A 17,727-nucleotide genomic window follows, 5' to 3' on the forward strand; every position below is an offset into this window, starting at 1 on the left:
GGGAATTGAAATCTCGGGTTTCTCCTTTCCCCGAATGGTAAATATGGGGAAAACTATGATTTCTGACTTGTCTTAAAGTCATTGGTTTACAGAGGCAGTTAGTATCCGGGATCTTTAGATAGGACCTCCTTGCTTGTAAGTTGAACATAAATTCAATAATTTAGGTAAAAACTTAAGAAGATGAAATTATTTTTAAAAAGAATGATTTTCACACTGGTTATTTTTATACCGGCTTGTTCATTTGACAATGAATCGGATCACAATATTGACTCGAATCAACTTGGTGTTTTGAAAGTGGAAAAATTAAGAGAAGTGCTGACTCTGCCTACACATTCGCCAAATGGTGAGCTTCGTATGGCAATAACTTATGGTGGTAATTCGGGTAAAAGGCTTTCTTCCCGAGAAATTTTTTATCCAATCAATGGCCTTTCTACCTATCAAATTTTTAGAAATGATACTGATGATACCACTGGCTTTTCCCTTAATTTTTTAGAAAATGATAAAATTATCTCCTCTTCCCATTTTGCTTTTCAAGGCGGAAATGTGGATTGGGAATTTACCCGGGAAATGGAATATAGTAGTGACGGATTGATTGAAAGAATGTATACTTCAAACTATTCAAAGAGTAGGGAATTGATTTCGATCTACCATTATGATTCACAAAACAGGCTTTTGGAGATTGAATATCCATATGAACAAGGCGCAGAGTTGCTTATTTATGCTTACGATGAGGAGGGTAAAGTAATCAGTGAATGGAAAACTGCAAGAGGACAGGAAGAACATAAGGTGGACCATTTTATGTACAGATACAACAACGGCCTTCTTGAGGCAAAGGAGACAGGTCGCGGTGGAGTTTTCAGTGAGGAAAGAAAAGACGCTTTGCGTTATTTTTACGATCCAAACGAAAGGTTGATTTTGGAAGAAAAATTTGATCCTAATTTTGGCTTCCAACAAATTGGAAGTATTGAATATATTTATTTTGATTCTTTAAATTACTGAATTTCTATCCAATTCTAATTTCATCTTGCCTTCACATTGTCCGACGGTTGCACCGTCGGACCTCTGGTATAGTCGCATTTTGCGACGAAATTATATGTCAAGCCTAAGGCTCAAATACCAAAAATCTGAAGGCACAGCCTCCGCATAGCCAAGGCTTTTAAAAACTCCTGATACCCTCAACGACAGTAAATTTCTTTCGAAAGTAATGCCTTTCACCATACTTTTTTTCACCCACCTATTGATTCAAAGGGAAATTCATCATGTAAAGTTTACAGGAAGGAAATTTATTTGTTACTTTTAAACTCCCTCTATAACCAAGCACTATGAAAAATTCCCGAATTCTTCTATTTGCCTTTTTGCTTACAGCACTTATTTCTTGCAGCAGTGAAAAACCTGAAACGCATAAAAAGGAAAGACCCAACATCATTTTTATCATGTCTGATGACCATGCTTATCAGGCGATTTCAGCTTATGAAAATACCTTGATCGAAACCCCAAACATAGACCGGATCGCCAAAATGGGCATGCTTTTTACCAATGCCTCGGTAACCAACTCCATCTGTGCTCCAAGTCGGGCAACCATTCTGACCGGAAAGCATTCCCACCTCAACGGAAAAGTGGATAACCATTTCCATTTCGATACTACCAACATTACCTTTCCTCAGCTTTTGCAGGATGCAGGCTATCAGACGGCTATGTTTGGCAAGCTGCATTTTGGCAACAATCCAAAAGGCTTTGACCAGTTCAAAATCCTCCCGGGTCAAGGTGCTTACTATAACCCTGAATTTATCACCAAATACGATGGCAATATCGAAGTAGAAGGCTATGTTACTGATATCGTAACAGACATGACTTTGGATTGGCTGGAGAATGAGCGTGAAGAGGAACAACCTTTTATGCTGATGTACCTCCACAAGGCACCACACCGCTCATGGCTGATGGCAGAAAGACATCTGGATGATTTCACCAACAGGACTTTCCCTGAACCGAAAACGCTCTTTGATGACTACTCAGGACGTACTACTCCGGCAGCTGAAGCAGAAATGAATATTTTACACCACATGAGCTGGGCGGGAGACCATAAGGTGTTTCCGGAAATGATGGATGAATTGGGCATTCCAGAAATTGGCTATGACAAAGCCCGGTATGCTTATGAATACAGCAGGTTGAACGAGTCTCAGATGGATAATTTTTTAAAGGCTTATGGCAAGGTGAACGAGGATTTTGCCAAAAAATACCCCAACATGACCGATGAAGATAAAATGAAGTGGAAATACCAAAGGTATATGCAGGATTATCTGGGAACCATTCAGGCTGTGGACGAAAATGTAGGCAGATTGCTGGATTACCTGGAAGCCAATGATATGATGGAAAATACCATCATTGTTTACACCTCAGACCAGGGTTTTTACTTGGGTGAACATGGCTGGTACGACAAAAGATTTATCTACAACGAGTCTTTCAAAACACCTCTTTTGGTTTCTTGGCCGGATAGGATCAAAGCAGGTTCACGCTCAGATGAGCTGGTACAAAACCTGGATTTTGCACAGACATTTTTGGAAGCTGCAGGAGTCAATGCCCCTGAGGACATGCAGGGTGAAAGCCTGATTCCCTTACTGACCGGAAATGATGAGAAATGGGACCGGGATGCGGTCTACTATCACTACTATGAGTATCCCGCAGAGCACATGGTCAACAGGCATTATGCCATTGTGACCAAAGATTACAAGCTGGTGCATTATTACTATGTGGAAGACCAATGGGAATTGCTGGACAGCAAAAATGATCCTTACGAACTCACCAATTTTTATGATGACCCAAAGTATGCAGATATAAAGCTTGACTTACATGCTAGATTGGAGGAACTGAGGAAAAAATACAAAGACAGCAATGAGATTTCACAAAAGTATATTGACATGCTTATGAAAGATGCAGCTGAGGGTAAAGTTTTTGGTGTAAGTAAGGAAAAGGCCCAGGAAATTAAAAACCGTAGGTTGGAAATAGAAAGGTTTTCCAGATAGATATAATTGTAGGTAATCTTTGTCAAGTTGTCCGACGGCGTAACCGTCGGACTATTGGTACAGCCGCTTTATGCGGCGGAATTACATCCTTAAGCCACAGGCTTAATTGCCAAGAATCCGAAGGCACAGCCTCCGGATAACTTGTATAAACTTAAGGTATAAGTTTCCTCACCCTAAGCCAATTTTCAAAGTCAGCAGTCCATTGATCAGAACTTGTGCCCTTTTTTGCAAAACCAAAACCATGTCCTCCGTTTTCATACACATGCAATTCTGAAGGATGACCAGCTTCATACCAATCTTGGTATAGGCTTAGGCTATGAGGCATAAAATCCAACTCATCATCTGATGCCACTGCAATAAATATGGGGGTTTTCTTTTCAGGCATTTGGTCACCCAAAACTGCATTTCGGTAAAGATAAACCGGTACAAGAAAGTCAGGTTTCAGTTCCTCCGGTGCACTAAGGGCAACAGACATGGTCACTGTACCACCGGCCGAGAATCCCATAAATCCAATGCGGTTTGACTTGATTCCATAATTTTCAGCATTTTCTCTTACATGCTTCATTGCCTCGATTCCATCATTTTTGGCCATTTCAACTACTGGGGCATTGATGGAATCCAGTTTTTCTTTGTCCTGCATCAAAGGGCCAAGCTCCTGCAAAGGGTTATCAGTTTTAGACCTGACAAGCCGGTATTTCAGAACAAAGGCAGAAATCCCTAACCCGTTCAGCCATTCAGCAATTTTTACTCCTTCATTATCGATCGCAAGAATATGAAAAGCTCCGCCGGGAGCTACAATCACCGCTGTCCCATTTGCCTTATCCTTGGGTGCCGGATAATGGATCAACTCTGGTTCCGAAATATTATAAAGAATCCCATGGTCAGGGGCATTTTCGAATTTTTGTTCAGACCAGGTCCAATCTTCTGACCCAGGAGCTGGGCCTGGGTAAAGCTTTATAATATCCTGGCCAAATCCTGTTACTTGAATTGTAAATAAAAAAATAAGTAATGCTGATGATTTTATTTTTTGTTTCATTGATTTAAGAAAGATTGGTTATTAAACTGTCCGACGGTTGCGCCGTCGGACTTCTGATAAAGGCGAATTTTGTGGCGGAAATATATACTTAAGCCACATTAATTACCAAGAATCCGAAGGCACATCCTCCGGATAACGGGGCTGTCCGACGGTTGCGCCGTCGGACTCCTGGTAAAACCGCATATTGCGGTGGAATTAAAATATCAAGTCCCAGACTCTTTTATCAGGAATCCGAAGACAAAGCCTTCGGTTATTTACTTAAGGCCATTCTACAATACTCCAGACATTTCTGCACTTCTTTGACCGCGTCAGAACCTTGCGGCACATCATATTCCAATTCAATCGTAGCAGGAAACTTGTATTTATTGTCTCTAATGGTAGTCAAGGCCTCCTTTAGCGGAGTATCCCCCTGACCCCAAGGAAGATTGCCTTTGCCGTTTTCAGGTTTTTGTCGGTCTTTGATGTGCGTACTCCATATCCTGTTATTTTGCTTTGCAATCAAATCCATTGCATCGGTATGCCCTGCAGCTATATAATGGCCAATATCAAAATTAAGCCCATTACCTTTGCTCTGCTCAATAGCTTTATCCCAAAAAGTAAAAGTCTGTTGCTCATGCCCATGATAGCCCACTTTCATTTTATTGGCATCAGCCAGCTTCCCCAGTCTTAAAGTCTGAGCATCATCGGAAGGATGCTCTAATGTGACGTGGCTAGCACCTAGAATTTTGGCGGCTTTCATCCCGTAGGTAACTTCTGCATCTGAATTATTGGCTCCAAAAGCATTGGGTTTAAAGGCATAAATTTCTATCCCTGCATCTTTGAACATCCTTTTTGCCTGTTCAAATTTTTTGAGGTCTACATTGGCCCTCCAGTTGGCCACCACTTGCCCATAAGCATCCATTTGCTCCCTCAATTCCTTCCACTCGGCCTGTTCATCGGCAGTAAGGCTTTCTCCACTTCTTTGTTTCCAGCCAAGTTGAAACCCTCTTCTCCTATCAAAAGTGGGAGCGGGCATTCCCGCAAAATATTCCACAGGCTCTCCCATCATTTCCACTGCACTTATTCCGGCATCTTTGATGTACTGGATATTCGCTTCCAGACTTTGGTCTGGCATGGAGCGAAATGAATAGGTGATGCAGCCGATCTTCACACCGTTTATATTTGAATTTGGTTTGTTGTAGGTTTTGATGATGGCTGGAGGACCTTGTAGCCAAGATGGGACTGTGATCAGTCCACCTACACCTAGTGCCGATTTTATCAAAAATTCTCTTCTGTTATTCATATTATTCCAGGTTTAAAGGTATTGGCTAACAATTTATGTTTATGTGTACAAATAACATAATGAATGTGATTGAAAAAATAAAATTTTATAAGCCTTTCATATTCCGGGACATGGAAATGGACTCTTTTTCTTTTAAAAAATATTTGTCTAAATTATAGTTTAAAGTAATCAGACAAGTATGGAAATAAAACATCAGGAAGACGGAAAAAAAGGATACTTTTTCATAGAAAAAGAAGGTGAGAAAAAGGCTGAAATGGTCTATTCCAAAGCAGAAGATCAACTATTCATCATAGAACATACCGAAGTGGATGACAGTCTAAGAGGTGAAGGTGCCGGCAAAAAAATGGTAATGAAGGCAGTCGAGTTGGCCAGAAAATCAGGTAAGAAAATTATGCCACTTTGCCCTTTTGCCAAATCAGTCTTTGATAAAAATAAAGAAATCAGGGATGTATTGAAATAGATATTAGTTGATATTGGATATTGGTCGATATTGCACCACCACCATACCATATTCAAGGATCTATGAATATCTAAAATATCCATAAGTATCATTCAATATCTATCAGTTTCCAATCTAGTATCTCTTAATATCAAGGTTTGGTAGCCACCATCACCCCTCTAAAATACCCTATGGACTCGGCAATACCGGAAAATGGATTGTCCATGTTTCTTTCATTACAGGAATGGTTTTTAGGTAATGTCCTAAACTGATAAATTTGAAAAAAGAATATCAAACCCATGAAAAATATCTACATCTTACTCTTTTTCACGATCCTTTTATATTCCTGTGGAGGAGATCAATCGAAAGTTGCTGATAAAGTTTTTATCAACGGAACCATCTACACCGTAAATGAGGCAATGCCCAAAGTACAGGCTGTAGCAATCAAAGACGGAATGATCATGGCCATTGGCAGTTCTGAAGAAATCAACTCGTATGTAGGTAATGAAACAGAGGTCATTGACCTGCAAGGCAAGACCATGACACCTGGATTTATAGAGTCCCATGCACACCTGATGGGGATTGGTTACAATAAGCTGGACATTGATCTTATGCATGTACAAACCTATGAGGAGCTGATCGAAAAAGTCGCTGAAGCGGCCGGAAATGCAGAGCCCGGCGAATGGATCACAGGAAGGGGTTGGCATCAGGACAAATGGCTCAAGCTTCCTGACAATGCGGTCAAGGGATTCCAAACCCACAAAGAACTCAGTGATGTTACTCCTGATAATCCTGTTTATTTGGCACATGCTTCAGGACATGCCTCATTTGTCAACCAAAAAGCCATGGAACTGGCGGGGATTACTCCCTTGGGAAGTGAGAATCCCAGACAAGAGGTAGAAGGTGGAGAAGTACTGCGGGATGATTTAGGCAATCCTACTGGTGTATTGGTGGAAAGAGCTTCAACTTTAGTTTCTAAATTGATTCCAGAGGACACACCTGAAAGGCAGGAAAAAGCACTTGAACTGGCTCTTCAGGAATTGGCCGAAAAAGGAATCACTTCTTTTCATGATGCCGGAGGGGATCAAGGTCTGATCGACTTACTGGAAAAGTTTCAAGAAGAAGGAAAACTCACTTCCCGTATGTATGTGATGCTTTCCAGTCGTATCCCTGAGTTGATTGAAGCCTGGTATGAAAAAGGACCGAAAATCGACCCTGATCATATGGTCACTGTTCGCTCTATCAAACTGAACATGGATGGCGCTCTTGGCCCTTGGGGTGCATGGCTACTGGAAGATTATGAAGACAAACCCGGACATCGGGGACATGAAACCATGCCGATAGATTTGGTTTCAAGGGTTTCAGAAAAAGGCTTGGAACTTGGTTTTCAGGTTTGTTCCCATGCCATCGGTGACAGGACAAACAGAGAAGTTTTGGACAGATATGAAGCTGCATTCGCCAAATTTCCAGAAGTGAAAGACCATAGATTCCGTGTAGAACATGCCCAGCACCTTCATCCTGATGACATCAGTAGATTTGGGGAAATGGGCGTCATTGCAGCCATTCAGGCCATACACCTGAGTTCGGACAGACCTTGGGCCATTGGAAGATTAGGGGCCAAAAGAATCAAAGACGGAGCCTATGTTTGGCAAAAGTTGCTTCAGTCCGGTGCTGTGATTTCCAATGGTACGGATGCACCTGTAGAACCGCTCAATCCTGTACCTTCATTCTTTGCTTCTGTGACCAGAAAAACCTTGAAGATGACCCCAGAGGGTGGCTACGAACCTGATCAGAAAATGACCCGGGAGCAGGCACTCAAATCCTATACTTTGGATGGGGCATACGCAGAGTTTGAAGAAGACTTCAAAGGTTCTATAGAAGTTGGAAAAGCAGCGGATTTTACCGTATTCAACCAGGACATCATGACTGTTCCTGATAATCAACTACTGGATACCAAGGTAAAAATGACTATAGTAGGAGGAAGGATTGTTTATCAGGAGGATTGAGGAGAGAAATGAGAGATTAGAGGAGAGAGACGAGATTAGAGTCAAGAATCAAGAGTCAAGAATCAAGAGCCAAGATACAAGACGCAAGGCCTATCCTGAGTATCGGGAAAGCAAGATGGGTTGATGATGGCCTTTGGGGTTTTCGAAAACCCGAAGGTCTTTTTTGATGGTGAAGCTGATGCGTTATCCGAAGGTTGCACCTTTGGATTCCTGAGTATTGAGCTTTTAGCTCAAAAAGAGTTGAAAACTCAGGACTCAAAGGTCCCGCGGTACAACCATGTGACAACGCTACTCTTTATGTTTAACTGGATTTTTGAGCAGCTATGAGACTCCCATTAAGAGAAAAGTCCCTCGGGTTTCAGTTTCAGGCTTGAACTTATTCAGCTTAACCTTGTCATTTCGAACGTAGAGAGAAATCTATTTAATAGAGTTGACATTAGATTTCTCAGTCGTTCCTCCTTCGAAATGACAAAGTGAAGCTATTATAATTAACATTGACCATCTCCTTTATTAATTTCAAAAATCACGATTACCTTGGCAGCATCGGAAACAACCTCTTGATCTCTTCTTCTCCAGGTTGGGTGCCGTATTCGCAGATTTCGAATGCCTCAACAAACTGCACCCCTGAAGCTTTTTCTTTTCCATACCAATTTTCCAATGCCTCTCTCACTTGTGGCTGTGGAGGGGCAGTCCGCTTCTTCTTCAGCCATGCCAATCTATCCTCCTTGGTTTCAGGGACCGGATCTGGGTCATTGGCAATCCAGGGAAGCCACTCGTAAAACTGGGATTCATGGGCATCCATGGCATGGATTTTCCGATCAATCACTGAAGAGATATCTATGGCAATATCTGCTTTGAAAGGATTAGGTTTTTGGAAATTATCCTGAAAATAAAGGAACACAGGGTTCTTTTTTAGCGGAGGAGTATCTGCTGCAATGTTGGGAACTCCTACCATAAATGCGGCATCCTGTACCAAGATAGCCGTGTACCTATGGTCAGGATGGTAATCGTTGGCCCTATGCGAAATGACCACATCAGCATCCCATTCACGGATCTTTCGGATGATTTCCAACCGAATGGGCAAAGTTGCCAATAACTCCCCGTCATGATGATCCAAAACCTCGTATGTGATACCCAGTCGTCTTCCGGCCTCCTGACTTTCAGCAACTCTCCTTTTGGCCAGGACTCCTCCTCCCATTTCCATATGTCCGGCATCTCCATTGGTGACTGAAATAAACTTAACCTGATGCCCCATTTCTGTGAAAAGCGCTGCTGTACCTCCTCCCTTGATATCGCAATCATCCGGATGGGCACCTATCATCAAGATTTTTAATGGTTTTTCTTGGGCATTTACAGGAAAGTAAAAGCCACATAACATCAATAAAAAAAAGACTAAGGCATTTTTCATAGGTTTGGGTTAATTGGTTTCGTTATTTTTTTCAATGTAAAATTTCTCAAATCTTTCCATGGCAACTTCAAGTTCTTCATGAGTTACTGACGTGATCACTATTCTGAACATGCCTTTTTTACTGTGACCAAAACCATTTCCTGGAGTAAGTAATATGCCTGTTTGCCTGAATATCTCCAGCCAAAGTTGGTGCTGATCCTCATCTGTTTGGTTTTCGAGCAATCCCGAGAGGTCCATCCAGACGAACAGACTCCCATAAGAAGGATTGAAAGGAATATGCAGTTTTTTAAGGGTTTGGTTTACTTTAATGTATGAAAGCGTCAAAGCTTCCTGGAATTTTTCGAAGTATTCTTTCACAAAATCCTTATCCTTCAGAACCTCCTGCATCAACCACTGGGTATGGTTAGAAATAGCATGGGTCAGGCCGATATTGCGGTAACCTGTGATCAGTGCCTCATTAAAAGTATGCAAGAGCCCAACCCTGAATCCTGAAATCCCAAAATCTTTGGAAAAGGAATACCATAAATGTAGAAAGGGACTTTTCCTTTCATTCATGATTTGACCAAATGACTTGAATTCAATGGGGTTTTTGTAGTCCTTTTTGATTTCCGGGTGTTGCACATTTACCCTAGCTATCCCGTAAATTTCATTTACTATCAGGTGAATTTTCTCCTTTTCACACCAATCAGCGATCTCCTGCAATTGATTTTCACTATAAATTCCACCTGTGGGGTTATCCGGACTGGTCAGGATCAAAATGCGAAACCTACTACCGTTTTCTTCAATTTCCTTTTTGGCTTCTTCCAAATGGGACAATTGGATGGGAATTCCATCTGCCAAGTCGGCAACTTCATGGTGTGTCTGCAAGTCATATCGCTTCAGTCCGGCCATCACTCCGATATCTGCCGAATAAACTGGATAGCTCGGAGCCGGAATAACAGCCGTATCACCGGACTCTGCCAATAAAAAGGTGGTCATTTCTATTACCGAAGTAGCGCCTACAGAACAGGCAATGGTATTGGGGTCTACTGTTTTTTTGACCAAAAATCCCGATAGAAAATCTGCTGCTGCCTCGCGAAAACTTAGCACCCCTGCGGGATCGCCATAGCTGGCCACCCATTCCGGTATTTCCTGATTCCGGGAGATCTCCTGCATTTTATTTCGCAACATCTCCCAACACAGGTGGTTTTCGGCAACAGTCATCGGGAAGGTGCCATCAGGCTTGGAGCTTACGTGGTACCTGTTGGACATGGCTTCCATGTAAATGTCCATATCCATTCGTAGGGGCTTAGCAGCAGCCATCTGACCTCTGTCTGAGAGGTGGGTATTTTCTTGCATGAGTTTTTTAGTTCTAAAAGATGTAAAAAGATAGGCCAAAAGAATCCATTTTTCAAATCTTACGCGGACTGTAGAAAGAGGTGTAGTATATAAAAAACTTTTAACTAAATTCGTAAATCTTATAACTAAATCAAAAGAGCAAATGAAAATGGGATTTTTAAAACATTTCAACCACTTGCCTTATTTCATCATTTTCACTTTGGTTGGGGCTGGGTTTTCCTGTCAAGAAAAGGAAAAGACAATTGATTCCACTTCGGAGAATGTGATGTATACTTTGGACATTACAGACTCAGTCATGATTGACTACATTGGACAAATAGCTTGGTCAGATATCAGCAGTGATGGAAAGCACATTCTGGCTACTAACCCACAGAATTCAGATATATTCCTTATATCTATAGATGGCGAAATAATCGGCAACTTTAACAAGTCAGGAGATCAGCCTGATGCAATTGGTGGCTCACCGCTTTCCAGACCACAATTTGTCAAAGAGAATGAATGGGCAATTCTGGGAAAAAAAGGGGTATCGGCCTTCGATTTTGAGGGTCAGTTTACTAAAGCTGCAAAACCGGATTTCCCTGTGACATTATCCATGACGATATCAAATGCCAATATTCTTCATTTTATGGATGAGGAAAAAGCTTTGGTTTACTACCTTGGAAGAGATGGCAAAAATACATTTTATGTGAATCCTGAATCCAGCCAACTAGAAATCATCGATTTAAATACTGGGGATTTTACAGCGGCACTGCCTATTCCCAAGGATTCGAAATTTAAAAATCCCGATAAGATTCACAGTGTGATCACTGCCACTCCTGTAATGGAGATTAGTGATGGCAAGCTATATTTGGCATTCAAAAATGAGCCAAAACTCTGGATTTATGACCTCAATAATCTAGATGAACCACTAGAACAGATTGATATCAATTTTGATCAGTTCATAGAAAAAGAGGGGGTTAATCCCAAAGAGGTAGAAAAAAACAGAGTGAAGTACAGCGCAAAAGATTATACTTATGCGGCCATCAATAAAATTTTGGTACGTGATGATCAGGTGCTTCTGCAGTTTACCAAAGGCCTAACAGATGCTGAATTTGAAGAAATCACCGAAAGTACAAAAGATCAAATGGAGATCTTTTCGAAAATATTTGAAAAGAATAAAAATCACTATTGTATTCTTAGTACTACAGGAAAAGTATATCCTATTATTATGCCGGATAAGGCCGGGGCGGTTGAGTTTTGGGATATGGAGGGAAATTTATGGGTTGGATATAACCGGGAAGAAGAGTTGGATTATGAGGTTTTGTATAAAACGAAATTGAAAAAAGTGAAAAAATGACCTTTTACTTTATTTTTTAAAAACTAAAAAACCAGCTCCATTTCCGGAGCTGGCTTTTTAAGATTTGTAGGATTAACTCAATTCTTATACACCAAGTCAAACCTATCCAGATTCATCACCTTATTCCAAGCGGCTACGAAGTCTTTGACAAACTTCTCCTTATTATCTTCCTGAGCATATACTTCTGCCAAGGCCCTCAATTCAGAGTGGGAACCAAAGATCAAGTCAACCCTGGTTGCAGTGTATTTCACTTCCCCAGTTTTTCTGTCTTTCCCTTCAAAATATTCCTTGGAATCGTCTGTAGCCTTCCATTCTGTACTCATATCAAGCAAGTTCACAAAAAAGTCATTGTTCAACATTTCTTTTTTATCTGTGAAAATCCCGTGATTTGAACCATCATAATTGGTATGAAGTGCACGCATACCACCTACCAAAACGGTCATTTCCGGAGCAGTCAAACTCAAAAGCTGCGCTTTGTCCACCAATAATTCTTCAGTTGAAATGGTATATTTGGTTTTCAGGTAATTCCTGAATCCATCAGCCATTGGCTCCAACAACTTAAAAGATTCTATATCTGTATGTTCGGCTGAAGCATCTGTTCTGCCAGGGTTGAAGGGTACCTTAACTGCATGACCTGCATTTGCCGCGGCTTTTTCCACACCTACATTTCCGGCCAATACTATAAGGTCTGCCAGTGAAACTTTTTTATTTCCGGATTGCGCATTGAAATCCGCTTGAATTTTCTCCAAAGTACCTAATACTTTCTCCAATTGAGAAGGATTGTTTACTTCCCAGTTTCTCATAGGTTCCAGACGGATTCTTGCACCATTGGCACCACCTCTTCTATCAGATTCCCTGTAAGTAGAAGCTGAAGCCCATGCAGTACCAACCATTTCTGAAATACTCAGGCCGGAATTTGAAATTGCTGCTTTCAGACTTTCAACATCCTGTTCCCCGATAATTGCGTAATCAGCTGCAGGTATTGGATCCTGCCAGATCAAATCTTCTTTTGGTGCTTCCGGACCCAAATAGGTGGTTCTCGGCCCCATATCTCTGTGAGTCAGCTTAAACCATGCCTTTGCAAATGCCTTGTTGAATTCTTCAGGATTTTCATAAAACCTTCTGGAGATCTCTTCATATACAGGATCATATCGTAAAGACAAATCAGTCGTCAACATGGTCGGCTTGTGCTTTTTGTCAGCATCAAAAGCATCCGGATATAAAACTTCCGGGTTTGTAGCAACCCATTGATGGGCACCTGCAGGACTCTTGGTCAATTCCCATTCGTGCTCAAAAAGGCTTTTGAAATACCCTTGGCTCCATTCTACCGGAGTAGCAGTCCAAATTACTTCCAAACCTGAGGCAATGGCATCCGGACCGCTACCCGAACCATAGGAACTTTTCCAACCAAACCCCTGCTCCTCTATGGATGCAGCTTCCGGCTCGGGACCCACATGATCTGCGGGACCTGCACCGTGGGTTTTACCCAAGGTATGTCCACCGGCAATCAAAGCAACAGTCTCCTCATCGTTCATACCCATTCGACCGAAAGTTTCACGGATATCATGAGCAGCCAAAACCGGATCAGGATTTCCGTTTGGCCCTTCCGGGTTGACGTAGATCAAGCCCATTTGCACAGCGGCAAGTGGATTTTCCAACTCTCTGTCACCGGAATACCTCTCATCAGCCAGCCACTCGGTCTCTTTTCCCCAGTACACATCCAATTCAGGCTCCCAGGTATCTTCTCTTCCTCCAGCAAATCCATAGGTTTCAAATCCCATAGATTCCAAGGCCACATTCCCTGTCAATACCATCAGGTCAGCCCAGGAAATTTTGTTTCCATATTTTTGTTTGATCGGCCAAAGAAGCCTTCTGGCTTTGTCCAGATTGGCATTATCAGGCCAGCTGTTCAAAGGAGCAAATCGTTGTTGACCTGATCTGGAACCACCCCTACCGTCACCTGTTCTGTATGTACCTGCACTATGCCAGGCCATTCTTATGAACAATCCTCCATAATGACCATAATCAGCCGGCCACCAATCTTGTGAATCCGTCATCACAGCTTTGATATCGGCTTTCAATGCTTCATAATCCAGGCTTTTGAAAGCTTCCTGATAATCAAAGTCCTCTCCCAAAGGATTGGATTTGGATGAATTCTGCCTTAGAATGCTCAGGTTAAGCTGGTTAGGCCACCATTCTGCATTTCCCACTGCCCTAGCTGTACTTGGGCTTTTCTTTGTAGCTCCAGACCAACCGTCCACTTGAGCTGGTTTTGCTCCGTTTTCCTGAGTCCATCCAGTGGATATCACAGCAAAAAGAAGCATAGCACTTAACAATGTTATTCTCATAAGTAAATTATTTTTTGAGTAGGTGATTAAAAATTGAAAGCCAAAATTAGCCTCTATTGTTTTTTGAAAGAAATTGAAAAAATCTATAGCGAATTGAAAAAAATGATCTTTGAACCTAATTATTATTCCAACAGGTTATTGCTGAAAAACTTAGCTGGATAGTGAAAAAAATCGGGAGAACAAAAAAGCCTGAAAATTCAGGCTTAAAAAATCAAAGGTTAAGTTTTCCTTCCCTTTGATCATCTGGTTGCTCACCGGAACCAGCACTGAGCAACATCTTAATTCCGGCAATGGTATTTCCGTATTTGTTGTCCCAATAATAGCCTGTTTCGGGGATTACTTGTCATGGTTTCTAATTTTAGTTGTTTCTCATTGCCTCAATGAGCTGTTTTTTATTCATTTTACTCCGGCCTTTTATACCGACTTTTTTTGCTTGCTCATAAAGTTCGGATTTGGTTCGCTCTTCATAATCGCTTGCCTTACCTCCTTTTTTCCCCGAATTGGGGTCATTGGCGATTCTGGCAGCTTTTTCTTTGCTCATTCCCTGATCTCTCAAAGCCTCATATTGAGCTTCATTTTTGATGCTTGGTCGCTTGTTCTTGGCCATGGCTCGGTATTTAAAGGATTTTGCTTCTTAAATGCTTTTTTCAAATTATTTGAAGAAAAACAGGTTTCAATATAGGAACATAATGGTTCAAGGCTAATGCCAAAAACTGGATTGGGAAATAATCAGGGCATAGTTATTTAACTGCCTGCCTATTTCATCAGCCATTAAAAAAGTCAGTGAAGGTTAGGTTTTTCAGGGAGCAAACCGATTATTCGAAACGTATGTATTCAAAGTTATGGGAGCCATCAGCAAACAATTCAAAAAGCGCATAGCCTCTTGGGGTAAACTCATACGGCTCATCACTCCACCAATTGCCTGCTACAGCACCACTACAATGGTAATGTATGTCATTGTACAACAGTGATTCCAATATATGTATATGACCACTTATGCATACTTTGACATTCTTATACCTGTCAAAAAGCCTGATCAGATCCTTCGAATCTGTATGCATCCAAGCACCGGGCACAATCCAGTCCCCAGATTTGGCATTATCCCCATCCAAAAACGGGGTTGCCCCAAGAATTGGGATATGGGAAACCACCAAAACAGGCTTTGAGGAAGGGATTTCTTCCAGCGTTTTTTCTAACCATTGCATTTGATCTGTGTCCAGCCGGGCAGTATACCAATTTCCATCCGGCTTTTTGATCGTACTATCCAGGACTATAAAATGCCAGCCTTTGGCCTCAAAAGTGTAAAAAGGCCTTTCCATTTCATGCTCCTGCATGACCCAAGCCTTTCCTGGATATTCTTCCTCATGAGGAGTTTTACCCCAAACATCATGGTTACCGATACAATGATGGAACTTCAGGCTGGGATAGTGAGCTCTAATTCTCCTCCAAACAGCCCATTGTGCTTCAACCGCCTCAAAATCTTCACCCAAGGCATCCATGATGATATCTCCTCCATTGACGCAAAAATCAACCTGCTTTTCATTTTTAAGAATATGATCAAGACATTTCCTGACACCGCTTTCAGCTTCCGGGCCTGGCTTAATATGCATATCCGTCAAATGGGCAAACCTAAGTACAGGTTCCAGCGAAGATTCTGGAAGGGCTTTTGAATGAGACTCCGTCAAAGTCCATGCACTGGCCAATGCACCTAGGCCAGCGACCTTCAGCAGCTTTCTTCTATTAAAATCCGGTTTGGTCTGTACTATGTCTTTATCCATTTGCTGGTCAGATTACTTCTTTTCAAATTAAAGGAATTTCAAACTCAAAACCCTCATGGTCACAAGAGGGACGTCAAATTTTTCAATAAATCTACCCAATCATTAAATTCAGACCTAGGTCTTTACTATTCCGATCATTTTCCGCAATCCTTTCCGTTGATTTTCAATGAATCATTCTGAAAATTGAAATACTCCAATTAATTTGATCCTGTAATAGCATGATTTGCAGAGAAACAACTTTTGGCGACAGATTAAAATTGACCGAATTAAAAATAAGAAACGCAATAACCAAAACAACCAAAAACATGTCCACTAACCGACGAGATTTTCTAAAAACAGGGGCTACGGCTGCTTTAGGCTTAACAGGTTTTAGTATCATAACTCCTAAGGTACTAGGCAAATCGATGGGACACATAGCCCCTTCGGACAAAGTCAACCTTGCCTGTGTAGGTATAGGAAACAGAGGGAATGAAATCATCAAAGCCCTTTATGAAACCGGTCTTTGCAACATAGTGGCCTTATGCGATGTGGATATGGGAGCTCAGCAGACTTTGGAAATCATGAATATGTTTCCAAAAGCAAAACAATTTCAAGACTTCCGAAAAATGTTTGACCAAATCGGCAACGAGTTTGAGGCTATCAGCATTGGCACTCCGGATTTTTCACATTTCCCGGTTACCATGCTGGCCATTGCTGAAGGAAAACATGTCTATGTAGAGAAGCCAATGGCAAGAACATTCCAGGAAGTAGACCTGATGATGGCTGCTGCAAAGAAAAATCCAAAAGTAGTCACCCAAATGGGCAACCAAGGACATTCCGAGGCCAATTATTTTCAATTCAAGAGCTGGAAAGAGGCAGGCATTATCAAAGATGTGACAGCCATCACTGCACATATGAATGCAAGGCGTCGCTGGCATGGATGGGATACTGAGATGACAAGATTTCCAGGTCCAGAACCAGTCCCATCAACGTTGGACTGGGACACTTGGCTGAGTCAGGCGCAGCCTAGAGGGTTTCATAAAGATTTTCACAATGGACAGTGGCGCTGCTGGTACGACTATGGAATGGGAGCCTTAGGCGACTGGGGTGCGCATATTATCGATAGTGCCCATGAATTTCTGGACTTAGGCCTGCCGCATGAAATCAATCCAGTCAAACTGAGTGGACACAATCCTTTCTTTTTCCCGATGTCCACTACTCTGGAGTTTAAATTTCCTTCGCGTGGGGACATGCCACCCTTGACCATTACCTGGTATGACGGACTGGACAATATCCCTCCTGTACCGGATGGCTATGGCGTATCCGAACTGGACCCCAACATCCCGCCACCAAGTACAGGTCAGATTCAACCTGCCAAACTCAATCCGGGTAAAATCATTTACAGCAAAGACCTTACATTCAAAGGAGGCTCGCATGGCAGCACATTGTCAATCATCCCAGAAGAAAAAGCCAAGGAAATGGAGTCAAAGCTTCCCGAGGTACCTGAAAGCCCATCCAACCACTTCGCTAATTTTCTAAAAGCCTGTAAAGGGGAGGAAAAGACGAGGTCTCCATTTGAAATTGCAGGCCCACTCAGTCAGGTGTTTTGTCTGGGAGTAATGGCTCAGCAAATGGGCGTAAAACTGGAATTTGACCGCGAAAAGAGACAGATCGTCAACAATCCACTTGCCAATCAGGTATTGGCAGGTATGCCACCGAGGAAAGGCTGGGAAGAGTTTTATAGGGTTTAATATTTT

General features: G+C 41.9%; 14 protein-coding genes. 6 read left to right on the forward strand and 8 right to left on the reverse strand.

What is annotated here, in order from left to right:
- Positions 1–180 precede the first annotated feature (180 nt).
- Both EGN73_RS20450 and EGN73_RS20455 read left to right on the forward strand, forming a co-directional pair.
- Positions 181–999 carry a hypothetical protein gene (locus tag EGN73_RS20450; RefSeq protein WP_219293811.1) on the forward strand — a complete coding sequence of 273 codons (819 nt, stop codon included), beginning with the start codon at positions 181–183 and terminating at the stop codon, positions 997–999.
- A gap of 323 nt (positions 1,000–1,322) precedes the next feature.
- A complete protein-coding gene (locus tag EGN73_RS20455) occupies positions 1,323–3,020 on the forward strand; it encodes a sulfatase family protein (RefSeq protein WP_219293813.1) in 1,698 nt (565 codons plus the stop codon).
- 151 nt (positions 3,021–3,171) lie between these two features.
- Here the strand turns inward: EGN73_RS20455 and EGN73_RS20460 are convergent, their stop codons facing one another.
- Positions 3,172–4,056 (reverse strand): alpha/beta hydrolase, encoded by an 885-nt coding sequence (locus tag EGN73_RS20460; RefSeq protein WP_219293815.1) that lies wholly within the window; start codon positions 4,054–4,056, stop codon positions 3,172–3,174.
- 250 nt (positions 4,057–4,306) lie between these two features.
- Positions 4,307–5,338: a sugar phosphate isomerase/epimerase family protein gene (locus EGN73_RS20465; RefSeq protein ID WP_219293817.1), complete on the reverse strand. Its 1,032-nt coding sequence runs from the start codon at positions 5,336–5,338 to the stop codon at positions 4,307–4,309.
- A 178-nt stretch (positions 5,339–5,516) separates the two neighbouring features.
- On the opposite strand from EGN73_RS20465, the gene EGN73_RS20470 reads away from it, so the two are divergent.
- A complete protein-coding gene (locus tag EGN73_RS20470) occupies positions 5,517–5,798 on the forward strand; it encodes a GNAT family N-acetyltransferase (protein WP_219293819.1) in 282 nt (93 codons plus the stop codon).
- A 130-nt stretch (positions 5,799–5,928) separates the two neighbouring features.
- Here EGN73_RS20470 and EGN73_RS20475 read toward each other — a convergent pair whose 3' ends face one another.
- Positions 5,929–6,078, reverse strand: a complete 150-nt coding sequence (locus tag EGN73_RS20475) for a hypothetical protein (RefSeq protein ID WP_219293952.1) — start codon at positions 6,076–6,078, stop codon at positions 5,929–5,931.
- On the opposite strand from EGN73_RS20475, the gene EGN73_RS20480 reads away from it, so the two are divergent.
- The gene (locus tag EGN73_RS20480) at positions 6,077–7,783 is read left to right on the forward strand and encodes an amidohydrolase (protein ID WP_219293821.1); all 1,707 of its coding nucleotides are present in this window, start codon (positions 6,077–6,079) and stop codon (positions 7,781–7,783) included. The genes EGN73_RS20475 and EGN73_RS20480 overlap by 2 nt on opposite strands.
- A gap of 529 nt (positions 7,784–8,312) precedes the next feature.
- On the opposite strand, the gene EGN73_RS20485 is transcribed toward EGN73_RS20480, so the two are convergent.
- Together EGN73_RS20485 and EGN73_RS20490 are read right to left on the reverse strand one after the other, a co-directional pair.
- Positions 8,313–9,191 (reverse strand): PIG-L deacetylase family protein, encoded by an 879-nt coding sequence (locus EGN73_RS20485; RefSeq protein ID WP_219293823.1) that lies wholly within the window; start codon positions 9,189–9,191, stop codon positions 8,313–8,315.
- A 9-nt stretch (positions 9,192–9,200) separates the two neighbouring features.
- A complete protein-coding gene (locus EGN73_RS20490) occupies positions 9,201–10,529 on the reverse strand; it encodes an aminotransferase class I/II-fold pyridoxal phosphate-dependent enzyme (protein WP_219293825.1) in 1,329 nt (442 codons plus the stop codon).
- A 142-nt stretch (positions 10,530–10,671) separates the two neighbouring features.
- Here EGN73_RS20490 and EGN73_RS20495 point away from each other — a divergent pair, with 142 nt between their 5' ends.
- Positions 10,672–11,865 carry a hypothetical protein gene (locus EGN73_RS20495; RefSeq protein WP_219293827.1) on the forward strand — a complete coding sequence of 398 codons (1,194 nt, stop codon included), beginning with the start codon at positions 10,672–10,674 and terminating at the stop codon, positions 11,863–11,865.
- A gap of 77 nt (positions 11,866–11,942) precedes the next feature.
- On the opposite strand, the gene katG is transcribed toward EGN73_RS20495, so the two are convergent.
- The 3 genes from katG to EGN73_RS20510 all read right to left on the reverse strand — a co-directional run bounded on the left by katG (position 11,943) and on the right by EGN73_RS20510 (position 15,991).
- Positions 11,943–14,189 carry a catalase/peroxidase HPI gene (gene katG, locus EGN73_RS20500; protein ID WP_219293948.1) on the reverse strand — a complete coding sequence of 749 codons (2,247 nt, stop codon included), beginning with the start codon at positions 14,187–14,189 and terminating at the stop codon, positions 11,943–11,945.
- Positions 14,190–14,571: 382 nt separating this feature from the next.
- Positions 14,572–14,820, reverse strand: a complete 249-nt coding sequence (locus EGN73_RS20505; RefSeq protein ID WP_219293829.1) for a DUF7218 family protein — start codon at positions 14,818–14,820, stop codon at positions 14,572–14,574.
- 208 nt (positions 14,821–15,028) lie between these two features.
- Positions 15,029–15,991, reverse strand: a complete 963-nt coding sequence (locus EGN73_RS20510) for a metallophosphoesterase family protein (protein ID WP_219293831.1) — start codon at positions 15,989–15,991, stop codon at positions 15,029–15,031.
- Positions 15,992–16,296: 305 nt separating this feature from the next.
- On the opposite strand from EGN73_RS20510, the gene EGN73_RS20515 reads away from it, so the two are divergent.
- Positions 16,297–17,721: a Gfo/Idh/MocA family oxidoreductase gene (locus tag EGN73_RS20515; RefSeq protein WP_219293832.1), complete on the forward strand. Its 1,425-nt coding sequence runs from the start codon at positions 16,297–16,299 to the stop codon at positions 17,719–17,721.
- Positions 17,722–17,727 lie beyond the last annotated feature (6 nt).

The sequence above is a fragment of the Arthrospiribacter ruber genome (assembly GCF_019343195.1).
Classification (GTDB): Bacteria; Bacteroidota; Bacteroidia; order Cytophagales; family Cyclobacteriaceae; genus Arthrospiribacter; species Arthrospiribacter ruber.

Excerpts from the sequence above, each read along its gene's own strand:
- EGN73_RS20450 (WP_219293811.1), top strand. The coding sequence starts at position 181 with ATGAAATTATTTTTAAAAAGAATGATTTTCACACTGGTTATTTTTATA.
- EGN73_RS20455 (WP_219293813.1), top strand. The coding sequence starts at position 1,323 with ATGAAAAATTCCCGAATTCTTCTATTTGCCTTTTTGCTTACAGCACTT.
- EGN73_RS20460 (WP_219293815.1), bottom strand. The coding sequence starts at position 4,056 with ATGAAACAAAAAATAAAATCATCAGCATTACTTATTTTTTTATTTACA.
- EGN73_RS20465 (WP_219293817.1), bottom strand. The coding sequence starts at position 5,338 with ATGAATAACAGAAGAGAATTTTTGATAAAATCGGCACTAGGTGTAGGT.
- EGN73_RS20470 (WP_219293819.1), top strand. The coding sequence starts at position 5,517 with ATGGAAATAAAACATCAGGAAGACGGAAAAAAAGGATACTTTTTCATA.
- EGN73_RS20480 (WP_219293821.1), top strand. The coding sequence starts at position 6,077 with ATGAAAAATATCTACATCTTACTCTTTTTCACGATCCTTTTATATTCC.
- EGN73_RS20475 (WP_219293952.1), bottom strand. The coding sequence starts at position 6,078 with ATGGGTTTGATATTCTTTTTTCAAATTTATCAGTTTAGGACATTACCT.
- EGN73_RS20485 (WP_219293823.1), bottom strand. The coding sequence starts at position 9,191 with ATGAAAAATGCCTTAGTCTTTTTTTTATTGATGTTATGTGGCTTTTAC.
- EGN73_RS20490 (WP_219293825.1), bottom strand. The coding sequence starts at position 10,529 with ATGCAAGAAAATACCCACCTCTCAGACAGAGGTCAGATGGCTGCTGCT.
- EGN73_RS20495 (WP_219293827.1), top strand. The coding sequence starts at position 10,672 with ATGAAAATGGGATTTTTAAAACATTTCAACCACTTGCCTTATTTCATC.
- katG (WP_219293948.1), bottom strand. The coding sequence starts at position 14,189 with ATGCTTCTTTTTGCTGTGATATCCACTGGATGGACTCAGGAAAACGGA.
- EGN73_RS20505 (WP_219293829.1), bottom strand. The coding sequence starts at position 14,820 with ATGGCCAAGAACAAGCGACCAAGCATCAAAAATGAAGCTCAATATGAG.
- EGN73_RS20510 (WP_219293831.1), bottom strand. The coding sequence starts at position 15,991 with ATGGATAAAGACATAGTACAGACCAAACCGGATTTTAATAGAAGAAAG.
- EGN73_RS20515 (WP_219293832.1), top strand. The coding sequence starts at position 16,297 with ATGTCCACTAACCGACGAGATTTTCTAAAAACAGGGGCTACGGCTGCT.